The organism is Methylovirgula sp. 4M-Z18 (assembly GCF_037890675.1).
In the GTDB taxonomy this organism is placed as follows: Bacteria; Pseudomonadota; Alphaproteobacteria; order Rhizobiales; family Beijerinckiaceae; genus 4M-Z18.
The window spans coordinates 4,273,337-4,293,963 of the sequence record NZ_CP149574.1 but is presented as its reverse complement, the minus strand read 5'-3'; the positions used below and the strand labels follow the sequence as shown (position 1 = coordinate 4,293,963).

Genomic DNA, 20,627 nt, shown 5'->3' with positions numbered 1-20,627 from the left:
AGAAACCCTCACGAGACGCCCACCTGCTGAACGAAGCTCAACCGTGGCTCAATACTGCTGCCATCATAGATCGAACACGCTACGCTATCTTGCCGTATTTGAAAATGCGCCGTGGCCAAGGTGTTCTCGTTGTCGGGATCGTCAGGTTGCTGCCGGTAGATTGGCAGAACCTGATTCGTTTCGTCGCGCAATATTGCAAGCGGATCGGCGGTGCCGCTGGACGCGCGTAGCACCGCGTCGCCGCGCTCTTGCCGCGCGCGCGACGAGCCAGTGACAATCTGCGGTTCGTTGCGCATCCCGGCGTGAATCAAATGGTTCGCATGACTGGATTGTTGCTCGATGGGCAGGATCGAACAATTTTCATGCGTGAATTCCACGCTCACGATATCCTTTTTGCCGGCCTGTCCCAGCGTCAAATGAAAAGCGCCCCCACGCGGCGCTTTTGACACAAAGCCCTGCGCGTCTTCCAGGCTGATGCAATCCAGAATGCCCCTTGTGACGATCATGCGCGGCAGGCCCGGACCGACCTTCCGCGAGCGAATGTTGTTAACCGTCATGACCAGCCCGCGATCGCTGACTGCAAAGGTGTGCCCCGGCAGGGATGCGGGATAGACGAAGCTGGCGAACGCGCGGCCGGAGCTTGGCCGCACACGCGCAATGGCGCATCCGGCACGAAGACCGGGATCGCCATCCTCGTTATGCGAGATCGTTGGCGTTACGCCGGGAGATTGCACGGTGGTGCATCCATCCGGGCTCATCGCCCAAATATCGCCACGGCAATTCCAAGCAAAAACATCGTCGAAAGCAAGGTCAAGCCCTTTCGCCAAGCCTTGCAATTCGGCGAAATAATGAGGAAACCGCTCGGCCACCAACGTCTTCGCGGCGGTCACGTAAGGCGCATCCCGCGCCGCAACGACGGTGGCCCAGGCATGAGTTCGTATCAGATGCGCATGTGCGGTCTCAGCGCCTTGCCTGCCCAGCGCAACGCCAACCTCGAAGGGCGTTCCTTGAATGTCGATAATGGCAAGCGGATCGCGAATATTAGTGGACATGTTTGAGAAACTCGCGCAGACGCGGATTTTCGGAATTGTTGATGAGCGACGTGGGATCGCCATCCACGGTGATTTTCCCGCCCTCCATGAAGATCAGCCTTGAGCCGACCTGCCGTGCAAAGCCAATTTCGTGCGTGACCACGATCATCGTCATGCCTTCTTCCGCCAGCGATTGCATCACGCGCAGAACCTCTTGCCGCAGCTCGGGATCGAGCGCGGACGTCGGCTCATCAAAGAGCATGAGTTTGGGCTTTACCGCAAGCGCCCGAGCAATCGCCACGCGCTGCTGCTGACCTCCCGATAGTTCAGATGGGTAGTGATCACTGCGATCCGCGAGCCCCACCTTTCGCAGCAATTCCGTTGCGAGAGCATTCGCCTCGGCCCGGCCTAAGCCGCGAACCCGGCGCGGTCCGAAAGCAACATTTTCGAGTGCAGTCATCTGCGGAAAAAGGTTGAACTGCTGGAAGACCATGCCCGCCTCCTGACGGATCATGCGCACTTTCGAGCGGCCATCCCGGACGCTGATCCCGTCGACCACGAGATCGCCGCTATCGATGGCCTCGAGCGCATTGATACAGCGCAACAGGGTTGATTTGCCAGAGCCGGACGGCCCGATCAACACAACCACCTGGCCCGCTTCAATATTGAGGTCCACATCCTTCAGCACAGTGATCTTGCCGAAGGTTTTCGTGACGTTCCTGAATTCCACGATGCTCATAGGATGCGCATCCTCTTTTCGATAAGGCGGAGGACGATGGTGAGAATACTGGTCATCCCAAGATAAATGATCGCAACCGCCGACCAGATCTCGACCGCATGGAAGTTCGCGGCCATGATTTCCTGTCCCTGCCGCGTCAACTCGCCGACACCGATGACGATGAACAGCGACGTGTCTTTCAAACTCACGATGAACTGATTGCCAAGCGGAGGAATCATCCGGCGGAATGCGATCGGGCCGATGACGTAAAGCAGGACTTTCCACATCGGCAGCCCGAGCGCCAAGCCAGCCTCCTTCAACCCTTTATTGACGGAGAGAAGCGTGCCGCGCACGACTTCGGCGATGTAGGCGCCGGCATTGACGACAATTGCCGTGATCGCTGCCGTCATGGGATTGACGCGTATATCCGCCAGCAATGGCAGGGCGAAATAGATGAACATGACTTGCACGACGATCGGCGTGCCGCGGATGATTTCGATGTAACAAAATGCAATGGCGTTCAGGATCGCATGCCCGTAAGCCCGCATGAAGCCGGCGATCGTCCCGACGATAACCCCGCCGATCAAGCCGACAACGGCAATGAAGACGGTGAGCCGCGCACCACCAAGTAGGTCGGGCACTGCCGCCGCGACCACCGACCAATCGAACTGCATGGCAATAGCTCCCCCAAGACGCGCCGGATGTCCGGCGCGTGGGTGATGACGATCAAGCTTAGAGTTTGGGCTCGGTTCCAAACCATTTCTTGTAAATGGCCGTGTAAGTCCCGTTCTGCTTGAGCTTGGCGAGCGACGCATTCACCTTGGCAACAAGCGGGCTACCCTTCGGGAAGCCGATGCCATATTGCTGCGCCATCATTTGCGCGCCGACGGCTTTCACTTTGCCGTCGCCAGCCGTGGCAATGTAATACAGAACATTCGGCGTATCGTGCATCGCGGCATCGACACGGCCCGCACGCAACTCAAGATAGGCATTGTCGACATTCGGGAACTCGCGCAGCTCGGTGCCCTTGAAGTGTTCCTTGGCATAGTCGGTGGCTGACGTGCCTGTCTTCACCGCGAGGGTCTTGCCCTTGAGATCGTCGGGACCGGTAATTTTGCTGTCGACGGGAACCATAAGCGTGAAACCGCTGTCGTAATACCCGTCCGAAAAATCGATAACTTTCTTGCGCTCATCCTTGATGGTAATTCCCGCGAGGGCCACGTCGATCTGCTTGGTCTGGAGCGCGGGCAGGATGCCGCTAAAATCCATCGGCTGCAGTTTGTAGGTTATGCCGATGTCCTTGGCGACGGCGTCCCAAAGGTCGATGTCGAAACCGACATATTTGTCGCCTTGCTTGAATTCGAACGGAACAAAGGCAGTGTCGGTGGCAACGACCAGGTCCTCGGCCCGAGCGACACCCAATAGCGCGGCACCAGCGACAATGGCGCCAATAAGGGCGCGGTGAAGTTTGAATCTCATGTGAACCCTCCCGGATATGATACACTGGAATTTTGCATTCTAGCACAAGATGCAAATATACAATGCATTTTCTAATCTGTCGCCAATTTTTTTGCGAGGGAGCGTTCGTAGGGCGTTCGTGGGGCGCGCGCGTCAATGACGCTCAACGACCTCAAAGGGTCGTTTCATGCTAATATATTGATATAGAATAGATTTTTTCCGTTTTGCAGTTTTCTTCAATCATTTTGCGGCTTTGACTGATGTATGCAATCCGATCCATCCTGAGGACAGGCGAATTCGCGGCGTCCATCACGCAATCTGGTGCGATGGCCCATTGAATGCCACAACGGACCGGCGCGGCTACATGGCAAGGCCGCCTGACGCTGAGGGACAGTTTTCGAAAACGTTTCAAAGAGACCTTTGGCATGTCGCCAACGGAATATCGCGCTATGCATCGGCAGAGTGTCGAACTGGGCGCTGGAAAACCTCGGTGCCGTCACACCAAAGGGACTGCGCTCATTCCGACCTGCGAAATCGGGCCGAAACCTTTCACTCCCAGTGCCCCAGCTCCGAGGAAGCAGACCCGTCCCTTAGCCCAACAGCATTCGTATATGGTCGTTTAGAAAACGCCCCTTCGGATCGAGTTCCCTGCGTAGTTTGCGAAAATCATTCGCACGCGGGTAGAGGTCCGTCACATCCTGGGTGTCGAGGAAGTGCATCTTGCCCCAATGCGGTCGCGAATTGTAGCGCCGAAGGATCTCGTCGGTGTCTTTCAGGAATGGCCAATAGTCGATACCCGGACCGCCTGAAACGGAAAGTGTGATACTATCTTGATGATAGAAAGGGCTCATCCACGCGGGGTCACCCGCGGTAAAGCGATACTCGATCGGGTAGATGCAGTTCGTGTGCTTCGTGAGCATCAATTCGCGCACCGCCCGAACGGCTTCCTTGCCATGCTCGAGCGGCACTGCGTATTCCAGCTCGACGAAATTCGGGACATACTCGATCGGATAGACTTCCGAACTATAGGCGATCTTCTCGAATTCGCTCTCCATCGGCGCGGCGTCGGTGACGTCCATCACCTTCATCTCGCAGACATCGGCAAGCTTGTCCGTTGAGGAGACCGCCGCCGTATCGGGCAGGCAGTAGAGATGGCGGCTCTCAGGTGTCGGGCACCAGAAGAACCCAAAGTGCCGATGCTGAGCCGCCAGTTCGTCATGGCGCTCCATACAGGTCTCGAAATCGTCCCGCCAGAGTTTTTCGTGCAGATTGTAGGCGTCCATGACGTTGAGTGTCATGGCGGAGATGACGCCAAGCGATCCGACGGACACCTGAGCCGCATGCAGGAGATCTTTGTCGGACCCGTCGATGTCGAGCACGTCACCATTCGCCGTGACGATCCGCATGCCCGCAATTGAGGAGGCCATATTGCCGAGTTTCAGACCCGTTCCGTGCGTGCCTGTGGTGAAAGCGCCGGCGACGGCCTGACTATCGATATCGCCCTGATTGATCAGCGAGAGGCCGTGCTGCTTCAATGTTTTGCCGACCTCATTGATGCGTGTTCCTCCCGCGACGGTGATTTGCTTGCGGTCACGATCGATCTTCTGCACCCCGCGCAGATTGGCAAGCGACAGGAGCGCGCCGCTCGTTCCGACCACGGGCGTGAACGAGTGGCCCGACCCTGAAACGCGCACGCCGATGTCGCGCTTGTCGGCCTCGCGCACGAGTTCGCGCAGCTCTTCCTCCGTCTCGGGTGCGGCCTTGAATTGCGAGACGCAATATTGATTGCCGACCCAGTTGCGCCACATGCCGCCCTTTTGGAGATTCATCTCTTTCCTCCTTCATATGGCCGTGAAGCAATTGTCGACGAAAAGATGCGCGCCGCTCACGAAGCTTGCGTCATCGCTGGCGAGATAGAGCGCCGCCTTGGCGACTTCGTCGGGGCGGCACATTCTGCCCTGTTGCGCTGCAATTGCCGCTTCCGACACGTCGACACCGTATTTGGTCAGTTCAGCCACCTCGCGCTGTCCGTGCGGGGTCTGAATGAAACCGGGGCAAACCGCATTGCAGCGGATGTTGCGGTCGCGAAACTCGACCGCAATTGCGCGCGCGAACATGTGGCACGCCCCTTTTGTCGTATTGTAGAGGACCTCCATCGGCGTCGCCGCGACGGCTGAGATCGAGGAGGTGCAGACCACGCTGCCGCCTCCGGCTTCGATCATCTGCGGCAGGACCGCCCGGGTCATCAGGAACATGCTGCGCACGTTGATGGCCATGAGGCGCTCCCAATCCTCAAGAGTTGTCTCGAGGAATGGGCGAATCACGATGGTGCCAGCGTGGTTGAAGAGAACAGTCACGGCACCGAGCGCGGTCGATACGCTCCCGACCGCAGCTTTGACTTGAGCCTCGTCGGACACATCCGCCGCGGCAAAGATGGCTTTATGTCCCTCGGCACGCAAGCGCGCCGCGACCCCTTCGCCATCGCTGTGCGGTAGATCGACGATTCCGACTGCGGCCCCTTCCCGAGCGAACAATTCTGAGGCGGCAAGTCCACAGCCGCCCGCACCACCGCTGATGAGAGCAACCTTCCCATTCAGACGACCACTCATTTACGCCTCCCCGACCGCGTGTTCGGCCGCAAGAATTTGATTGTCCTTGTCGCGATTGCGGATCATCGGCGGCCCCTGGAAGCGACGACGCTCAAATGCGAACCAGATGATAGTCGACACCACGAATACGGCAAGCGTCACGATCAGCGCCTGGTCATTCGGGGGCTGCACGCCGGCATAGATCAGAACGCCGCAGGCGACGAGACAGAGAAACGCAATTGGACGGTACCAAATGCCGATGTCGAATGGCCCCATGCGGGTCCAGGAACGGCGGTAGGCGACAAGTCCAGCCGCAAGCGGCATGGCATAGGAGATGTACAGGAAGATCACGCAGACCGCAGCGATCGTCGTGTAGACGGGCGTGTAGAGCGTGAAGAGGGTCGCGAGCACGACCGAAGTCCAAATGGCTGGCACAGGCGTGCGATGTTTCGGATCGACCTTGCGAAGCGTACCCGAGGCGGGAAGACCGCCATCGCGCGAGAACGCGAAGATCATGCGGCTGGCCGACGTCACCGTCGCGAGGCCGCAGGCATATTGCGCGATGCCGATGATAATCCAAAGCACGACCCGCCAGGACGTCGGAATAACAGCGCGGACGATCGCAAAGAAGCTGCTGCCACCTTGCGCGGCGGCATCCTTGAGATCCGGCGCTGCGACGATCACCGCGCACAGCATCAGCCAACCGAAGAGGCCCGACCAGACAACGGAATGAATCATGCCCCGAGGCACGGCGCGCTCGGCATTGACCGTCTCTTCGGCCGTATGGGCCGACGCGTCAAAGCCGGTGATCGTGTAGGCCGGAAGCATGAGGCACAATACAAAAAGATACGCCAGGTTGCCGCTTTGCGGCCAGACATTCGCACCCGCCTCGCCGCTGAAGTTCTGGAAGGACCAAAGCCGCTCGAAGGATATGTGCGGTGCGAAGAAGACAAGGCACGCAGTCAACAGGATCGCACCGATGAAGATCAGGTATCCGGATAGATCCGTGCATTTGGTGGTCAGCTTGATGCCGAAGTGATTGAGCAGACCCTGGCTGACCGTGATGGCGCCCACGATGCCCGCCTGGACGAGCCAAGAATAGGTCGTCGGTGTGTCGGGCGTTAGTGGCGCGACATCGATGCCAAATTCAGGCAGCAGAGAATTTACGAGGAATAAGTACGTTCCGACGTTGATCGCCGCCAGCACGGCGACCAACCCGATAAGGTTGAACCAAGCTGTGACCCAGCCGTAGCCCCGCCCGCCAAGAATAGACGACCAGTGATAGAGACCGCCGGCTGTCGGATAGGCAGAACCGATCTGCGCCATTGCAATTGCAAAGAGCAGGGAGCACAGCGCACCAACCGGCCAGCCGATCCCGATGGCCGCACCGCCAATGCTTCCCAAGCCCTGACTGAACGAATTGATACAACCCGACAGAATGCAGATGATCGAAAACGAAATCGCAAAATTTTGGAAGGTCTTCATGCCGCGCAAGAGTTCTTGTGCGTAACCAAATTCGTGTAGCGTATTTTTGTCATCGACCGCTGTATCGGATTGTTTTGACATGGATAAAATTCTCCCCATTGCACCCTCCTCACCTCAAGAGCGCCAAGCCATGCCAAGTTTTCTGCCGTGACGAGGCTCCCCGGAAGAGAGCTTGCAAAAGCCGTAAAGCTCGGTCCATATGGTGAAAGTAATAGATTTTAGGCATGCCTATTCATTTGGCAGAGCTGCATCATGGTACGCCAGATGGAGAGGTTTTCCGCGCCGTCATTGCACACGATAGCTTCCTTGATCGAGCAGATCGGAAAGCCCTCAATGCCCCTCGCGCTCGACCAGATGCTTCAACAGACAGCCGTTTTTGATCTCTCTGTGGTATTTGGATATCCGTTCGATACGAGGCCATTGCTTTTGTACGACGGCTATCGCGATTACGCCGCGCCGATCGCGCTGCAAAACTATCTCAACGGCGCCTACCTTCTCGACCCATTTTACACTGCGGCTGTTCAGGGGCGTGAGCCGGGCGTTTGGCGCATGCGCGAACTGGCGCCGGATAGTTTCTTTGACTCTGAGTTTTTCAGTTCGACGGAAGTGCACCCGTGTATATCGCTTCAGCCCGGGTCTCTTGTTGAAGAAATCGGATTTTTGGTTCCGCTGGAAGGCGGCTTTAACGCCGTCTATTCCCTGATGAGATCGAAAGGATCACCCTTCACAAACGACGAAATGGCTAAACTCAGCGAACTGGAGCCGGTGGTTCGCCAAACGATAAGGGCGCATTGGCGCCACGTTGGCCCGGTTGAGCGGCAGCCCAAACTTGACGATCTCATGGAGACCGCATTCGAATCGTTTTGCCGTGATCGTCTGACCTATCAGCAACGACGGATTGTGCAGCTGATTCTGCGTGGACACAGCAATCTATCAATAGGCCAAATAATTTCTGTCACCGAGGGTACAGTAAAAATTCATCGTCAAAATATATACAAAAGATTGGAAATCTCGAGTCAGCAGGAACTATTTGTGATGTTCGTTCAAAGTATATTGTCTAAGTCCAGTGGTAATTCCGATATTTATATATCTAAATCGTCGAAATAGGTATGGGCGCTGATGCTCTCTGATCCGAACCACAAGACCTTGTGGTAATCGGAGCGAGGGGCACAGAGAACACCTTCCAAGTGGCCGCACCGCGCGGGTTGTCCACCAAATCGGCTTCGAATAAGGCCCAATAAAGGACATCGCGATAAATGCGCCATAGCGGCATTTGCCAAGACAGAGCGCTCGTCATGAAGGTCGGTTATTTCCATTCTGTTCGAGATCAACAACATCGAGGCGCTGCTTGTCCCAGTAGCGGGAATCTCCTTGTTTGATCCCGGGTTTTGATGGTGCATTCTTATCGTCCGAATCAAAGGATGCGCCATGGGCCAGGTTCTTCATGGGAGCGCCACGATAGCAGGAGTGGTCCGTGCAGCGAAAATGCGACAAAACAAAAACTTAGAGCATTTTCCGATTCTGAAAGAACGGAAAATGCTCTAGCCACGTGCCAAGGGGAACCATTGATGAATGAGCGCCATCCACAAACAACGAGCCTCCAACCATTTGCGCTCACTGCAGAGTTCACCGCTCGATCCGGCAAGGCGGAGGACGTCGCGGCGCTGCTGAGCGACTTTGCTGGCGTGGTCCGGCAGGAAGAGGGCAACGTCCTATTCGATTGTTACCGTCGTACCGACGATTCGTCGCGGTTCTTCGTCTACGAAGTCTATCGCGACGAACACGCATTCAGGCAGCATATAGCTGCCGAGTATGGGGCGGAGTTCAACGCCCGCCTCGTGACGATGATTGTCGAGCCGCAATCGGTTCTGACGTTCCTGACGCCCTTGTCGGTCAACCTTACTTCGCCTTGACATGGTGACATGCCGCCATCCGCGGTCGAGATGCAACAAGTTGCTCGGCACCGCTTCCATTGCGTCCGGGCCCGCAACATGAGCTAGCCTCTTCCGGTTTCGCGCCCGTCACCGGCTAGCCACAACCGGCCGGATATTGGTATTGCTAGGCAAAAGATGGGGTGGCATGTGGGCGAAACGGGGCGCTCGGCAATATTGACCAACACAGAACCGGCCGTTCGTTCCTACGGCATGCTCTGGCCGTGGGCCGCGACCGCGCTTCTGTTCGCCGTCCTCTGGGGGCTCGGCGTACATACGTACACGCTCGATGATGCATACATCACCCTCCACAACGCCCAGGTCATCTGGTCGGGAGTCGATCCGAACTATGGGGTTCCCGCGCTGACCGGAGCGACAAGCCTTGTCCATCTCGCGCTTGTCACTGTGCTTTTTCCAGTCTTCGGCGGCTTTGCTCCGGCCATTGTCGGCTTCCTTGGCACGTTGCTTTACCTTTGCGGCGTCAGGCATCTCTGTCAGGCTAACGCCCTTTCGCCGGGAGCCGAGCTTTGCGTGGCAGCGTGTGCCCTCGGATCAGGCCTTGTCCTCTTCCAGATCGCAAACGGCCTTGAAACCGTTCTCGCGATGGCTGCCGTTATGTGGGCCTTCGACCTCGCAGATGGGAGGCCCAAACGCTGCCTCGTCCTGCTATGTGGGACACTGCCCTTCATACGCCCGGAATTGGCAGCCCTATCCGGTCTGTTGATGGTGCGGCAAATCTATCTTCGGTATCTGGCGGGCGACCTCTTTTCGATCATCGTCGTTGATCTCCTAATTGCCGCGGCCGCTGTCATACCCTGGCTGTTGTGGCTGAAGATCGACACGGGATCATTCGTCACCAATACGATACAGGCGAAGTCAGCATTTTTCGCCGGGCCGAGGCCAGACGACGGGAACCCAGTTCTGATCGCGGCAATCGGTCTTGCAAGCGCTCTTGGCCCCCTTGTCACGGTCGTTTTGGCGACGCGCTATTTGTCACTCTCTGCAGTCGCGTGGCTATTTGGCATGACCTTATTCTCGGCGTATGCCATTTTCTTGCCGCTGGGCTTTATGCAAAATTGTGGGCGATACGCGGATCCCTTGATCCCGCTATGCCTGTGGGCGCTCTGTTCTAACTATCGGGACAGAAGACTCATCTTCCGATTCTGTGTGGGTCTTGCTTTGATAGCAATGCCCTTCCAGGTTGCCGTAGCACTCAACAATGCCTTACAGGCAGAAGCGATTGTGCAGGATTCCTTCGATGCGGCGGCTTGGGTCAACGCAAACGTTTCCCCCCAAGATCGCATCTTAGTTCATGACGCTGGCGTCATCTCTTATATGACCAAACTCCCGCTGATCGATATGATCGGGTTAAAAACTCCCAGTTCCGTGTCTGCCCATTTGAAGTGGACATTACCGAGCCACGGGACAGGACGAGCAAACGCCATCGACGAAATCGCCAAAAACAGCTCGGCTCAGTATGTCGTCCTGTTGCATGACGGAAGTAAGTTCTGGTCAACAATTGAGCAGGATCTAGCATTTCGCGGCTGGAGACTTGATCTTGTAAGACCCACCGGTGCAACGCCCGATTATGCGGTATTCAGGCTTACGCCGCCACCGTAGAAGGCCATCGTGTGATCGTCTTCCGTGCTGCTCTCACGCCCGTTCTGCCGACTAGCCGCAACCAGCGGGATATTGGTATTCCTACACAAAAGATGGGGTGGCATGTGGTCGAAACGGGGCGCTCGGCAATATTGACCAACACAGAACAAGCTGTTCGTTCCTACGGCATGCTCTGGCCGTGGGCCGTGACGGCGCTTCTCTTCGCCGCCCTCTGGGGCCTCGGCGTGCATGCGTACACGCTCGACGATGCATATATCACCCTCCATAATGCTCAGGTTATCTGGTCGGGGGTCGATCCGAACTATGGAGTTCCCGCACTGACCGGAGCGACAAGCCTTGTCCATCTCGCGCTTGTCACGGTCCTTTTTCCATTCTTCGGTGGCTTTGCTCCGGCCATTGTCGGCTTCCTTGGCACGCTGCTCTATCTTTGCGGCGTCAGGCATCTCTGCCAGGCCAACTCCCTTTCGCCGGGAGCCGAACTATGCGTGGCAGCGTGCGCTCTCGGATCGGGCCTTGTCCTCTTTCAGATCGTCAACGGCCTTGAGACCGTTCTCGGGATGGCTGCCGTCATGTGGGCCTTCAACCTCGCCGACGGGAGGCCCAAACGCCGCCTCGCACTGCTATGCGGTACATTGCCTTTCATACGCCCGGAATTCGCAGCTCTATCCGGTCTGCTGATGGCGCGGCAAATCTATCTTCGGTACCTGGCGGCCGACTGCTTTTCGATTATCGTCGTTGATCTGGTGATTGCCAGCGCTGCTGCCGTACCCTGGCTGTTGTGGCTGAAGATCGACACGGGAGCATTCGTCACCAATACGATACAGGCGAAGTCGGCATTTTTCGCCGGGCCGGGGCCGGATTATGGACCCCCAGTTCTGATCGCGGCAATCGGTTTGGTAGGTTCTCTCGGCCCCCTTGTCGCGGCCCTTCTAGCGACGCGCTATTCATCGCTCTCTGCGGTCGCGTGGCTATTTAGTATTACCTTATTCTCGGCGTTCGCCATTTTTTTGCCATTGGGCTTTATGCACAATTTTGGGCGATATGCTGATCCTTTGATCCCGCTGTGCCTGTGGGTGCTCTGTTCTAACTACCGGGATAGAAGATTTGTTTTCCGATTCTGCGCGGGCTTTGTTCTGGTAGCAATGCCCTACCGCGTTGGCGTAGCACTCAACAATGCCATAGAGGCGGACGCCCTTGTGCAGGATTATTTCGACGCGGCAGCCTGGGCCAACGTAAACATTCCACCCCAAGCGCGAATTTTAATCCATGACGCTGGCGTCATCTCTTATGTGACCAAGTTCCCGTTGATCGATATGGTCGGATTAAAAACGCCCAGTTCAGTGACGGCTCATGTGAAGTGGACATTGCCAACCGATGGGGCAGGACGAGCAACCGCCATCGACGAAATCGCCAAAAACAGTTCAGCCCAATATGCCGTCTTGTTGCGTGATGGAGGTAAAGTCGCGTCAACAATTGAGCAGGGTCTAGCATTTCATGGAAGGAGACTTGATCTTGTAAGACCCGCAGGGGCAACGCCGGGTTATGCCGTATTCAGGCTTACGTCACCACCGTAGAAGCCCATCATGTGATAGTCTTCGGTGCTGCTCTCACGCCCTTTTTTGCCGACTAGCCGCAATTGGTATTCCTACGCAAAAGATGGGGCGCATATGGGCGAAACGGGGGGCGCTCGGCAATATTGACCGACACGGAACCAGTTATTCGTTCGTACGGATGCTCTGACGATGGGCCGCGACTGTTGGACTCCCGTCGAAAGCTGCGACTTCCAGCGTGCTTATGCGGAAACTTGGCTGCGGTTCATCGGAGTGATCGACATTCGCGGCATCGTCGTGGAGCGGGCCTATCCCGAAACAATCCGATTGATCAAAGCATATCAATACCCCATAATTCGCAACGATCCATGCGCTGACCCTCTTGCACTCGTGATCCATGCTTTTTGGGGTACACTGAATAGTCGCAGTTAGCCCAAAAATATTCTGGCAGGTGGGAAATTAATCCTCGTCGAGTTTTTGGCGAGAGAAAGGATTCGTTGTAGTGAAAACGAACACACTGTTGCGGTTCGTTTGTATTTTTTTGACGTATATTGCGATTTTTCTTATTTATATGTCGAACGGCGTGCCGATATGGTCTGGCGATACATATGATTCCTCAATATTTTCTGCAAATATAATCCAGAACGGAACGATATTTTTTGATGCTGCAACTCATGGTTCGTACTATCCGGTAGACTATTATTTTTTTGCTCCTACAACATCGGGCCATATCGGCTCAACATATCCTTTGCTGCCCCAATTATTTTTTTTCCCATTCAATTTTCTTTACTATTTCCTCGATGGGAGCTGCAAGGCGCCGGTTTTTTCGGAAATGTTTGAGAATTGTCGGTTGCATAGTGATAAATTTTCCAGCGCGGCTCTGGCTTCTCTTACCGTATTGATTTATTTTTTTACTGTATCTGGAATTTTAAAAAGAACTGCCTGGGCCGTTTTGGCTTCGGTTTTTTTTGCCTTTGGTACAAATCACTTTGTTACGGCCTCCCAATCGAATTGGCAGCACGATCCGATAGAGCTTCTTTGTATCATCTTGATATATATTACTACGACTCAACCTATTAAAGCCGATACAAATCGGTTTTTTCTGTTTAGAATTTACGCGCTATTTCTAATTATTGGCCTGTTGATTTGGATCAGGCTCAGCAATGTAATATGGATATTGCCAATATTGACATGGTCGTGGACGGAAAGACGTGGCTTCATGACAAAATCTGCTTACATTACAGCGACAGCAGGTTTGGTGGCTGGACTTTCAGGGTTCTTCTGGAATTATTCCCTATTTGGCAGTTTTCTAGGTGGATACGCTAGGCTTCGCGAGCTGGGAATGGTCAGCTTCACCCTAAGCCTCGAACAGTTTGAGACCAGTTTCTCTGGTCTAATGTGGAGTGCCAGTCGTGGACTTCTGATAATAACCCCGGTTGCTGCATTGGGTATTATAGGATGGCCGCTTTTAGAGCGTGTTCCAGCAAAGTTGCGCAACGTTTGGGTTAAGAAAACGCGACAAAACAAAAACTTTGAGCAATTCTCCGAGTCTGAAAGAATGGAAAATGCCCTGGGTAGGCGATCGACCTCGCATGTTATACTTGTTCTGTGGGGGTGGTATATTTCGGTTGCCGCGCTGATTGTTCTATATTCATTTTATCAAATGTGGTGGGCAGGCTGGGCGCATGGTGCCCGGTTCATGACGGATGCCATGCCCGTTTTCATCTTGCTGGCAGCGATCGTGAGCGAACGCACGCATTATCGAATTGTCAAAATCGCGTTCGTCCTATTGGGCCTCATAGGCGTCTGCAATCAATTCGCTATGGTTTACGGCGCGTCCGGTCCTGCCGGGCATCAATTTGACGTGTTCAATATCAGCGGAGATGATGTGATAAATGTCAGAGGAAATGAATTGATATATCGAAATTGGCATGATTCAGATCTAACACGCTCCTATATTTCAATTTACAGCAAGATATTTCGTGCGCCGCAGTTTTGGGCGACGCCCGCGGCCACACAGAATTCGGCTGCCTGCATCGTGTCGATTTCGGGTTCGAACCAGACGTTTGATGTGAGAAACGCTGGTTCAGTCGATTGGATTGGTTATGAGGGAGGATCGCCGAATCCTCCCCGCATTGAGTTTGAGTCCGGTCATGGTCGGAGAGTATTTTTACTACGGGATCGAATCATTCGCCCTGGCCATGTCGGAAGATTTATTGATTTGAAACAGGGGCCTGCCGAGACCAGTTTGCCCTCACACGTCTTATGGGGAGAAAGCGTGCTGCCGTCCCTTTGCCAAGGATAATATGCAACTGGACGGCTCGATCTCGCTTCCAATCGTTTGCCATTCATCGATGAAACATGCACGGGCAAACAAAATGACCCGTCGCCATGGCCGCTGCCCCCGAGGAGCAACGGCTACGCATGGGCCTTCCGGCACGGACATCGTAAAGCTTACAACGCGCGTCGCGGGGGCAACGCCGGATCAAGCGATATTCAAGCTTACGCCGCCGGCCTAGAAGGTCGTCATGAAATGGTCTTCGACGCCGCTCTCACGCCCGTTTTGCCATGAGATCGTCCCACACCGGGGCGAGGGCGATTGCGACAAGCAGCGCGGCGAGAATCAGCATGACGGTAAAGCCGATGAGGTCGAAACCGAATGCTCCGCAGACGCCGCCAATAAAGAACATGCCGATCAAGGAACCGACCAATTTGAGCTTCTCGGCATCGGCGCGGATGAAATCAGGGTCGGACGGCCCGATCTTACCGTTGGGATAGAGCGCTTTCCCGCATTCGATCCCGAGATCGGTGACAAGGCCGGTAATGTGGGTCGCGCGGAAGCGCGCTCTTGACAGCGTGGTGATAATGCCGTTCTGCAATCCCATATTGAAGCTCAGGAACATGATGGCGAAAATGGCGTAAACTTCGCCTTCGTCCGCCAAATACTCTCCCACGAAACTAAACCCTACGAGCAGCGCCGCCTCGATCAGAAGGGGAAGCGCATATTCGCTTTGCCAGGCCCGGCGTCGCGCCCACAGGACGACAATCGCGGACGCTCCGGCACCGCCGACGAAGGCGGCAAAGGCCAGAGAGGCTGTCAGCAGCAGCATAAAATCTCCGGCGACGAGACGGCCGGCGATGGACGACACCACCCCGGACATGTGTGACGTGTATTGTTCGAGCGCCAGAAAGCCGCTCGTATTCGCGGCGCCGGCAACGAGAGTGAGCAGAAGCGCCAAAGCGCGATCGGCGGAGTCGCTGCGCTGGCGGCCGGCGAGCTGGCGAAAATAATCGCCCAACTGGGTCCGGAGCGACGGGGAGTTGTCGTTGGTCATACGTCTCGCTCATTCATTCACGAGGTTGCCGATGTGACACATGCGATCGCCTCTCGAGCGGGCCGTCACAATGCGCCAAGTTCTCACGGCCTTTGGTTCGGAAAATCGCTCGGGCCAAGACTCCGTTTAAAAACGGGGGTCCTGCAGGGCGGCAGAATGCTGCTGTTCTCCGATCGGGACGAATTTCCGATGCACTTCGTCCAGCGCCAGCAATTTGCCGTTCGCAATACTGAAATAGGCGCCGTGCAGCCGCAGGAGTCCGCGCTGCTCCAGATTTTCGATCCAGGGGAACGTGCGCAGATTGGCAAGACTTTGGATGATCGATTCCAGCGACAACCGTTCGGTATAGTCGCTGAAAGGTTCGCTCGGCGGCCCGAGACGTTCCGCCGCGGGGGCGATCAGGCGGATCCAGCTGCCGATGAAGTCGCCAGCCGAAAGCGGAGGCTTGTAAGGGTCTTTTTCGCCTTCGGCATAGGTCTTGACCCCGCCGCATTGGGCGTGGCCCAAAACGACGATATGCGCGACCCGCAAGCCCATCACCGCAAATTCCAGCGCCGACGAGGTCCCATGATAATCGTTGTTGGGCCGATAGGGCGGGACGAGATTGGCGACGTTGCGCAACACGAAAATCTCGCCGGGCTTCGTGTCGAAAATCACCTCGGGCGACACGCGGCTGTCGGAACAGCCAATGACGAGAACTTCGGGTTTTTGGCCGTGCACCGATAGGTCGTGGTAACGCTTCTGCTCGGTCGGCAGATGGGCTCCTAGGAAGACTTGGTAGCCTTCGACCAATCGGCCCGGCAAGATGTGCGGTGGTACACTCATCTGGCTGTAACTCTCGCTCATGATCCGCATTCCCCACTATGCATTATGTTCACTCGAACTGCTTGCGGCGCAGCCTACGCCCAATCGTCACCCGCGGCCGCTACGGGTAGCTTAGCAAAGGTTTTTGATCTTGGGCTTCAAAATATCTTTGCATGGCAACAAAATTCTTACATGACAAAGTCAAAAAAATGCCCGCCAATCGGCGGGCATATTGTTTAGAATCTGTGCAGCGGATCACGCGATACCCGTTACCACACCCATTTGAACCCGGCCTTGCCGCCCAGGCTGTGGCCCTTGGCGCCGTCGTTGAGGGCGAAATTGTAATCGCCCACCGCGAAGGCCGACAGCGTTTCCGTCAATTGGCCCTCAATGCCCAGATTGAGCCCACCCCAGGTCTTGCCCAGATCGCTCTTCAGCGAGACGGGATCCGCGCCCGTCAGCGTCGCGAACGTCGTCTTGCCCTGACCGCCGAGTTCCTGCCACACATTCACCCGCGCCCAGGTCGTGAAGCTCGCCGGACGGTTCGAGCCCGGCATGTGCCAGTCTGTCGTCCAATCCTTGCTCACCTTTACCCCGAGCCGGCCGTAGCCGTTGTTCACGTCCTGGTAGCTGATCAGGCCGAAGGCGTCGCGCCCGCCATCGAAGCTCAGGCGCTGGTAGATCACCTGCGCCTGCGGGGTGATCGCCCAGCCGTTGCCGAGCGCGAATTTGTAGCCGCCTTCGAGCGAGGCCAAGAGGCCCCAGCCTTGCGTCTTGAACGCCTGGTTCTGGATCGTGCCCATCGAATCCGCATGCACGTCGGTGTAGCGCGTGCCCTGCAGCACCGCATCGGCGTACCAGCCCTGCGGCGCGTAATGGGTCCAATAGGTGCCAAGCGTATAGCCGTTCATGTTGGTATGGCCGGCGAGCCCGTTCGGGATCGTGACGCTGCGGATGTCGCTCTCGATCCGCCCGGCGCCAAGATAGAAGCCGGCCACATCACGCCCGCCGTCGAGGAAGGATTTGTCGTCGCGGTAGAGATCGAGGCCGGCCTGGAAGCCGCCGAGACCGTACGTGTAGGACGATGGGAAGCCCTTGTCCTTCACCGAACCCCATTCGCCGAAGGTGCGGCCCCAGCCGGCAAAATGCGCGAAGGCGTCGGCCCCCGCGATCACCGGTCCGGGTTTCTGTGTGACCGGCGCCGGGCAGCGATAGGGATGGCCTTGCGGGTCATGCGCCTTTTTGTCCTTGCAGGCGATGTAATGCGTCGCGGCCGCCGCGGGATGGATGACGATCGCGTCGCTTGGCTGATCGCTGGCGGTCGCGGTGCGGTCGTCGAGCGTGCCGAGCGTCGCAAGGCCGAGCCGGCTCGCAACGCCCTGAACCGCCATATCGACGGGGACTTCGGGACGCGTTGCCTGGCTCGCCAGGTACCAGCTCGAATTGACGTCGTGCAGCGTATATTCATATGCGCCCGCCGCCACGCGGCTGCCGAGCGCGAAGGCATTGCTTGCCGTCGTCGCGCCATTGATCGCCGAGACGAGCAGAATGCCGTTGCCGCTTGTCTGCGCGCCGAGGCCGCCGGTGTTGGTGACGTAGATGTTGGTATTGCCGCTGGCCGTACCGCCGTTGATGATCAATTGATCGCTCAAGCTGCTCGTGCCGCCGAGATAGGTGTTCATCAGCAGCCTGCCGCCCTGGCCGATATAATTGTCGACCGTGATGGTGTGATAGGTCGAGGCGTCGAGCGGGTTGGAGGGGGCCGCATAGGCGACCGTGCCGGCATTGGTCAGCGTGGTGAGCGAGGAATTGCCGGTGACGTTCCATTGACTGGTGCTGTCAATCGTCAACGCCACCGGATCGATCGCGCCGGTATAGGTTGAGCCGGCGCTCAGATCGATGAGGCCGGTGCTGGACGCATCCGCCACGATGTCGCCGCTCAATGTCGCGCCTTGCGCGGTGAGGGTGACGTCGCTGCCATTGGTCAATTGCAGCAGGTCGCCGTTGCTGAAGCTGAAGGCCGGCGCGCCGGTCAGGGTGATATTGGCATTGCCGCTATTGGCGAGAATGGCCGGACCGGCCGTCGACTTGAACGCGCCGCCGGAGATGGTGATCGTGCTGGCCGTGCCGCCGCTGGCGAGCGTCAACGCGACCGGGGCCGCGATCGATCCGCCGGTGACATTGACCGTGCTCCCGCCGTTCGCCGTCACCGGACCGCTGCTGCCGCTCACTTGTGTGAACGTGCCGCCGCTATTGACGGTGACGCCCTGCACCGTCCCCGCATTCAAGAGGCTGCCGCCGTTGACCACCGCAGACCCCGCAAGTGCGCCGCTGCTCGCCACTTGCAGCGTGCCGGCATCGACCGTGGTTTGGCCGGTAAACGTGTTGGTGCCGGTCAGGGTCGTCGTGCCGGAACCGGCTTGCGTCAGGCCACCCGTACCGGAGATGACACCGTTGACTGTGAGAGTTGTTCCAGCATCTGGCGCGAGCGTGCCGCCTGTGCCGCTCAGCACGATATTGCGATTGGTCGTGACATTCGCCGTCGTCTCCAACGTCGGTGCGGCGCTGCCGGACGGTGCACTGGTATTGTCGAAGGTGAGCGTCTCGTTATTGGTTCCCAAGTTGCTGTCGGACGAAATCGCCAAAGTGCCTGCGACGATGGTCCACAAGGTGGATTGGCCGGAGCCGGGAGCCCCGGTCAGAGTCCATGTGCTGTTGCCGGTCTTCTGGAACGACGCGAAATTCTGAAATTCTCCGGTCGAGCCGATCTGGGAGACGTTGAAACTCGCATTGGCATTCCCGCCGAGCGCCAGAACGTCCGAGCCCCCCGACACGGCAACGACATTGCCGTTGAAGGCATAGCCGGCGTCCAAAGTCAGATTATTGGAGCCACCCGTAAACGTAATGGCATTCGCCCGAGTGGCTCCATCGCCCCCGATGCCGCCGCTGATCGTGCCGGAATTCGTGACGGTGAGGTTCGAGCCGGTGATTCCAACGCCGCCAGCCCCATCGGCGCCGTTTGCACCACCTCGATTGTTGGCCCCGCCGGTGCCGCCGCCTCCGCCGGCGATCACGCCGCTGTTGGTGATCGCGGCTCCTGCACCGGAGGAGGACAGACCGATACCGCCGTCGCCGCCTCCGCCAGGAGCGCCCGTGCCGCCCGCGCCGCCGCCGCCCGCACCGCCGGTTCCACCTGCGCCGCCCGAGATCTGGCCGGTGTTGGTCACGGTCGCAACGCCGCCGGCCAGCGTAAGGCCGTCGCCGCCGCCGCCACCGCCGCCGCCCGAGGCGTTGCTGCGAGCCGGATCGAAAAGAGGAGGAATGCCGCCGGAACCGCCATTGCCGCCGGCGCCCCCCGAGATGCTACCAGCATTGTTCATCGTGCCGTTGCCGGCGCTGAAGCTCACATAGGCGCCGTTACCGCCGCTGCCGCCGCCGCCGCCCTGTGAGTCAGCGTTACCGCCATTGCCGCCCTTACCACCGGTGACATTGCCGCCGCTTTGATTTGCAAATCCAGAACTCACGACGGCCCCGTAGCCGCCCGCACCGCCACCACCGGCGGCCCAGTATCCATCGCCGCCGTCACCACCGCTGCCGCCAGTGATCGCGGCGTTGTTGGACACGTTGGGGGTGGCTGACGAGAAACCAGGCGCACCGCCGCCACCGCCGCCGCCGTAACCATTGCCAGGGGAGGCTCCGGGCGTGCCGGTCTCGCTCTGACCCGCTGCTCCGTTACCGCCAGCGCCGACCCCCGCCGCACCGCCGGCTCCGGCCGTGCCAGGGGTGCCGCCGAAGCCCGGTGTGCTCGCGCTGGTCGTGCCTGTGCTGGCGCTGGACCCCCTCGTAGCGCCCGCGGCGTTCGACGACCCGCCGTTGCCACCGCCAGCGTTGCCGAGAGTACTGTCGTTGAGCGCGCCGTTGCCGCCGTTGCCGTCACTGCCACCGGCGCCGCCGTGCAGTACCGGGTTGGTCGGCTGCCCCCCAGCACCGCCGGCTGCCAGCACCGGCGCCGCCTCCAGGCAAAGCGCAGCCGCCGCTGCCGCCAACGAGGCGGTCCGGAACATCTTCATATTGTTCTTGAGCATAATCGTTGCTACCCCAGATGGA

Annotated in this window: 16 protein-coding genes and 1 pseudogene; 6 read left to right on the top strand and 11 right to left on the bottom strand. The window is 57.7% G+C overall.

What is annotated here, in order from left to right; genetic code table 11:
- Positions 1-8: 8 nt before the first annotated feature.
- Genes V9T28_RS19745 through glnH form a run of 4 tightly spaced genes read right to left on the bottom strand, consistent with a single transcriptional unit; the run spans position 9 to position 3,228 of the window.
- The gene (locus V9T28_RS19745) at positions 9-1,052 is read right to left on the bottom strand and encodes a C45 family autoproteolytic acyltransferase/hydolase (protein ID WP_116401666.1); all 1,044 of its coding nucleotides are present in this window, start codon (positions 1,050-1,052) and stop codon (positions 9-11) included.
- A complete protein-coding gene (gene glnQ / locus V9T28_RS19740) occupies positions 1,042-1,770 on the bottom strand; it encodes a glutamine ABC transporter ATP-binding protein GlnQ (RefSeq protein WP_116401665.1) in 729 nt (242 codons plus the stop codon). The genes V9T28_RS19745 and glnQ overlap by 11 nt, the downstream gene beginning before the upstream one ends.
- Positions 1,767-2,423 carry a glutamine ABC transporter permease GlnP gene (glnP, locus tag V9T28_RS19735; protein WP_116401664.1) on the bottom strand — a complete coding sequence of 219 codons (657 nt, stop codon included), beginning with the start codon at positions 2,421-2,423 and terminating at the stop codon, positions 1,767-1,769. The genes glnQ and glnP overlap by 4 nt, the downstream gene beginning before the upstream one ends.
- Positions 2,424-2,481: 58 nt before the next feature.
- Positions 2,482-3,228, bottom strand: a complete 747-nt coding sequence (gene glnH, locus V9T28_RS19730) for a glutamine ABC transporter substrate-binding protein GlnH (protein WP_116401663.1) — start codon at positions 3,226-3,228, stop codon at positions 2,482-2,484.
- A gap of 226 nt (positions 3,229-3,454) precedes the next feature.
- Here glnH and V9T28_RS19725 point away from each other — a divergent pair.
- Positions 3,455-3,565 (top strand): annotated as a pseudogene (locus tag V9T28_RS19725) (4-hydroxyproline epimerase); the annotation flags it as partial.
- 232 nt (positions 3,566-3,797) lie between these two features.
- Here V9T28_RS19725 and V9T28_RS19720 read toward each other — a convergent pair.
- The 3 genes from V9T28_RS19720 to V9T28_RS19710 are packed head-to-tail and all read right to left on the bottom strand — an operon-like array spanning position 3,798 to position 7,361.
- Complete coding sequence (locus V9T28_RS19720; RefSeq protein ID WP_116401662.1) at positions 3,798-5,036, bottom strand: D-arabinono-1,4-lactone oxidase; 1,239 nt, start codon at positions 5,034-5,036, stop codon at positions 3,798-3,800.
- Positions 5,037-5,048: 12 nt separating this feature from the next.
- Complete coding sequence (locus V9T28_RS19715; protein WP_116401661.1) at positions 5,049-5,816, bottom strand: SDR family NAD(P)-dependent oxidoreductase; 768 nt, start codon at positions 5,814-5,816, stop codon at positions 5,049-5,051.
- A complete protein-coding gene (locus V9T28_RS19710; protein ID WP_116401660.1) occupies positions 5,817-7,361 on the bottom strand; it encodes an amino acid permease in 1,545 nt (514 codons plus the stop codon).
- A gap of 225 nt (positions 7,362-7,586) precedes the next feature.
- Between V9T28_RS19710 and V9T28_RS19705 the strand changes: the two genes are divergently transcribed.
- Positions 7,587-8,387 carry a helix-turn-helix transcriptional regulator gene (locus tag V9T28_RS19705; RefSeq protein WP_245424151.1) on the top strand — a complete coding sequence of 267 codons (801 nt, stop codon included), beginning with the start codon at positions 7,587-7,589 and terminating at the stop codon, positions 8,385-8,387.
- A gap of 186 nt (positions 8,388-8,573) precedes the next feature.
- Here the strand turns inward: V9T28_RS19705 and V9T28_RS19700 are convergent, their stop codons facing one another.
- A complete protein-coding gene (locus tag V9T28_RS19700) occupies positions 8,574-8,726 on the bottom strand; it encodes a hypothetical protein (protein ID WP_158554840.1) in 153 nt (50 codons plus the stop codon).
- Positions 8,727-8,848: 122 nt separating this feature from the next.
- Between V9T28_RS19700 and V9T28_RS19695 the strand changes: the two genes are divergently transcribed.
- The 4 genes from V9T28_RS19695 (at position 8,849) to V9T28_RS19680 (ending at position 14,686) form a co-directional block, all read left to right on the top strand.
- The gene (locus V9T28_RS19695; RefSeq protein WP_116401659.1) at positions 8,849-9,193 is read left to right on the top strand and encodes a putative quinol monooxygenase; all 345 of its coding nucleotides are present in this window, start codon (positions 8,849-8,851) and stop codon (positions 9,191-9,193) included.
- A gap of 168 nt (positions 9,194-9,361) precedes the next feature.
- On the top strand, positions 9,362-10,831 hold the full coding sequence (locus tag V9T28_RS19690; protein ID WP_147306469.1) for a hypothetical protein: 1,470 nt from the start codon (positions 9,362-9,364) through the stop codon (positions 10,829-10,831).
- A gap of 11 nt (positions 10,832-10,842) precedes the next feature.
- Positions 10,843-12,405 carry a hypothetical protein gene (locus V9T28_RS19685; RefSeq protein WP_147306468.1) on the top strand — a complete coding sequence of 521 codons (1,563 nt, stop codon included), beginning with the start codon at positions 10,843-10,845 and terminating at the stop codon, positions 12,403-12,405.
- A 478-nt stretch (positions 12,406-12,883) separates the two neighbouring features.
- The gene (locus tag V9T28_RS19680; protein WP_147306467.1) at positions 12,884-14,686 is read left to right on the top strand and encodes a hypothetical protein; all 1,803 of its coding nucleotides are present in this window, start codon (positions 12,884-12,886) and stop codon (positions 14,684-14,686) included.
- Between the two features lie 247 nt (positions 14,687-14,933).
- Here the strand turns inward: V9T28_RS19680 and V9T28_RS19675 are convergent, their stop codons facing one another.
- The 3 genes from V9T28_RS19675 to V9T28_RS19665 all read right to left on the bottom strand — a co-directional run bounded on the left by V9T28_RS19675 (position 14,934) and on the right by V9T28_RS19665 (position 20,590).
- A complete protein-coding gene (locus tag V9T28_RS19675) occupies positions 14,934-15,716 on the bottom strand; it encodes a YoaK family protein (protein ID WP_116401655.1) in 783 nt (260 codons plus the stop codon).
- 126 nt (positions 15,717-15,842) lie between these two features.
- Entirely contained in the window at positions 15,843-16,562 is a 720-nt protein-coding gene (locus V9T28_RS19670; protein WP_245424150.1) for a carbonic anhydrase, read from the bottom strand.
- 227 nt (positions 16,563-16,789) lie between these two features.
- Positions 16,790-20,590: an autotransporter outer membrane beta-barrel domain-containing protein gene (locus V9T28_RS19665; protein WP_339071788.1), complete on the bottom strand. Its 3,801-nt coding sequence runs from the start codon at positions 20,588-20,590 to the stop codon at positions 16,790-16,792.
- Positions 20,591-20,627: the final 37 nt, after the last annotated feature.

Coding starts and splice junctions, on each gene's coding strand:
- V9T28_RS19695 (WP_116401659.1), top strand. CDS start 8,849: ATGAATGAGCGCCATCCACAAACAACGAGCCTCCAACCATTTGCGCTC.
- V9T28_RS19720 (WP_116401662.1), bottom strand. CDS start 5,036: ATGAATCTCCAAAAGGGCGGCATGTGGCGCAACTGGGTCGGCAATCAA.
- V9T28_RS19715 (WP_116401661.1), bottom strand. CDS start 5,816: ATGAGTGGTCGTCTGAATGGGAAGGTTGCTCTCATCAGCGGTGGTGCG.
- glnQ (WP_116401665.1), bottom strand. CDS start 1,770: ATGAGCATCGTGGAATTCAGGAACGTCACGAAAACCTTCGGCAAGATC.
- V9T28_RS19745 (WP_116401666.1), bottom strand. CDS start 1,052: ATGTCCACTAATATTCGCGATCCGCTTGCCATTATCGACATTCAAGGA.
- V9T28_RS19710 (WP_116401660.1), bottom strand. CDS start 7,361: ATGTCAAAACAATCCGATACAGCGGTCGATGACAAAAATACGCTACAC.
- V9T28_RS19665 (WP_339071788.1), bottom strand. CDS start 20,590: ATGAAGATGTTCCGGACCGCCTCGTTGGCGGCAGCGGCGGCTGCGCTT.
- glnP (WP_116401664.1), bottom strand. CDS start 2,423: ATGCAGTTCGATTGGTCGGTGGTCGCGGCGGCAGTGCCCGACCTACTT.
- V9T28_RS19675 (WP_116401655.1), bottom strand. CDS start 15,716: ATGACCAACGACAACTCCCCGTCGCTCCGGACCCAGTTGGGCGATTAT.
- glnH (WP_116401663.1), bottom strand. CDS start 3,228: ATGAGATTCAAACTTCACCGCGCCCTTATTGGCGCCATTGTCGCTGGT.
- V9T28_RS19670 (WP_245424150.1), bottom strand. CDS start 16,562: ATGAGCGAGAGTTACAGCCAGATGAGTGTACCACCGCACATCTTGCCG.
- V9T28_RS19700 (WP_158554840.1), bottom strand. CDS start 8,726: ATGAAGAACCTGGCCCATGGCGCATCCTTTGATTCGGACGATAAGAAT.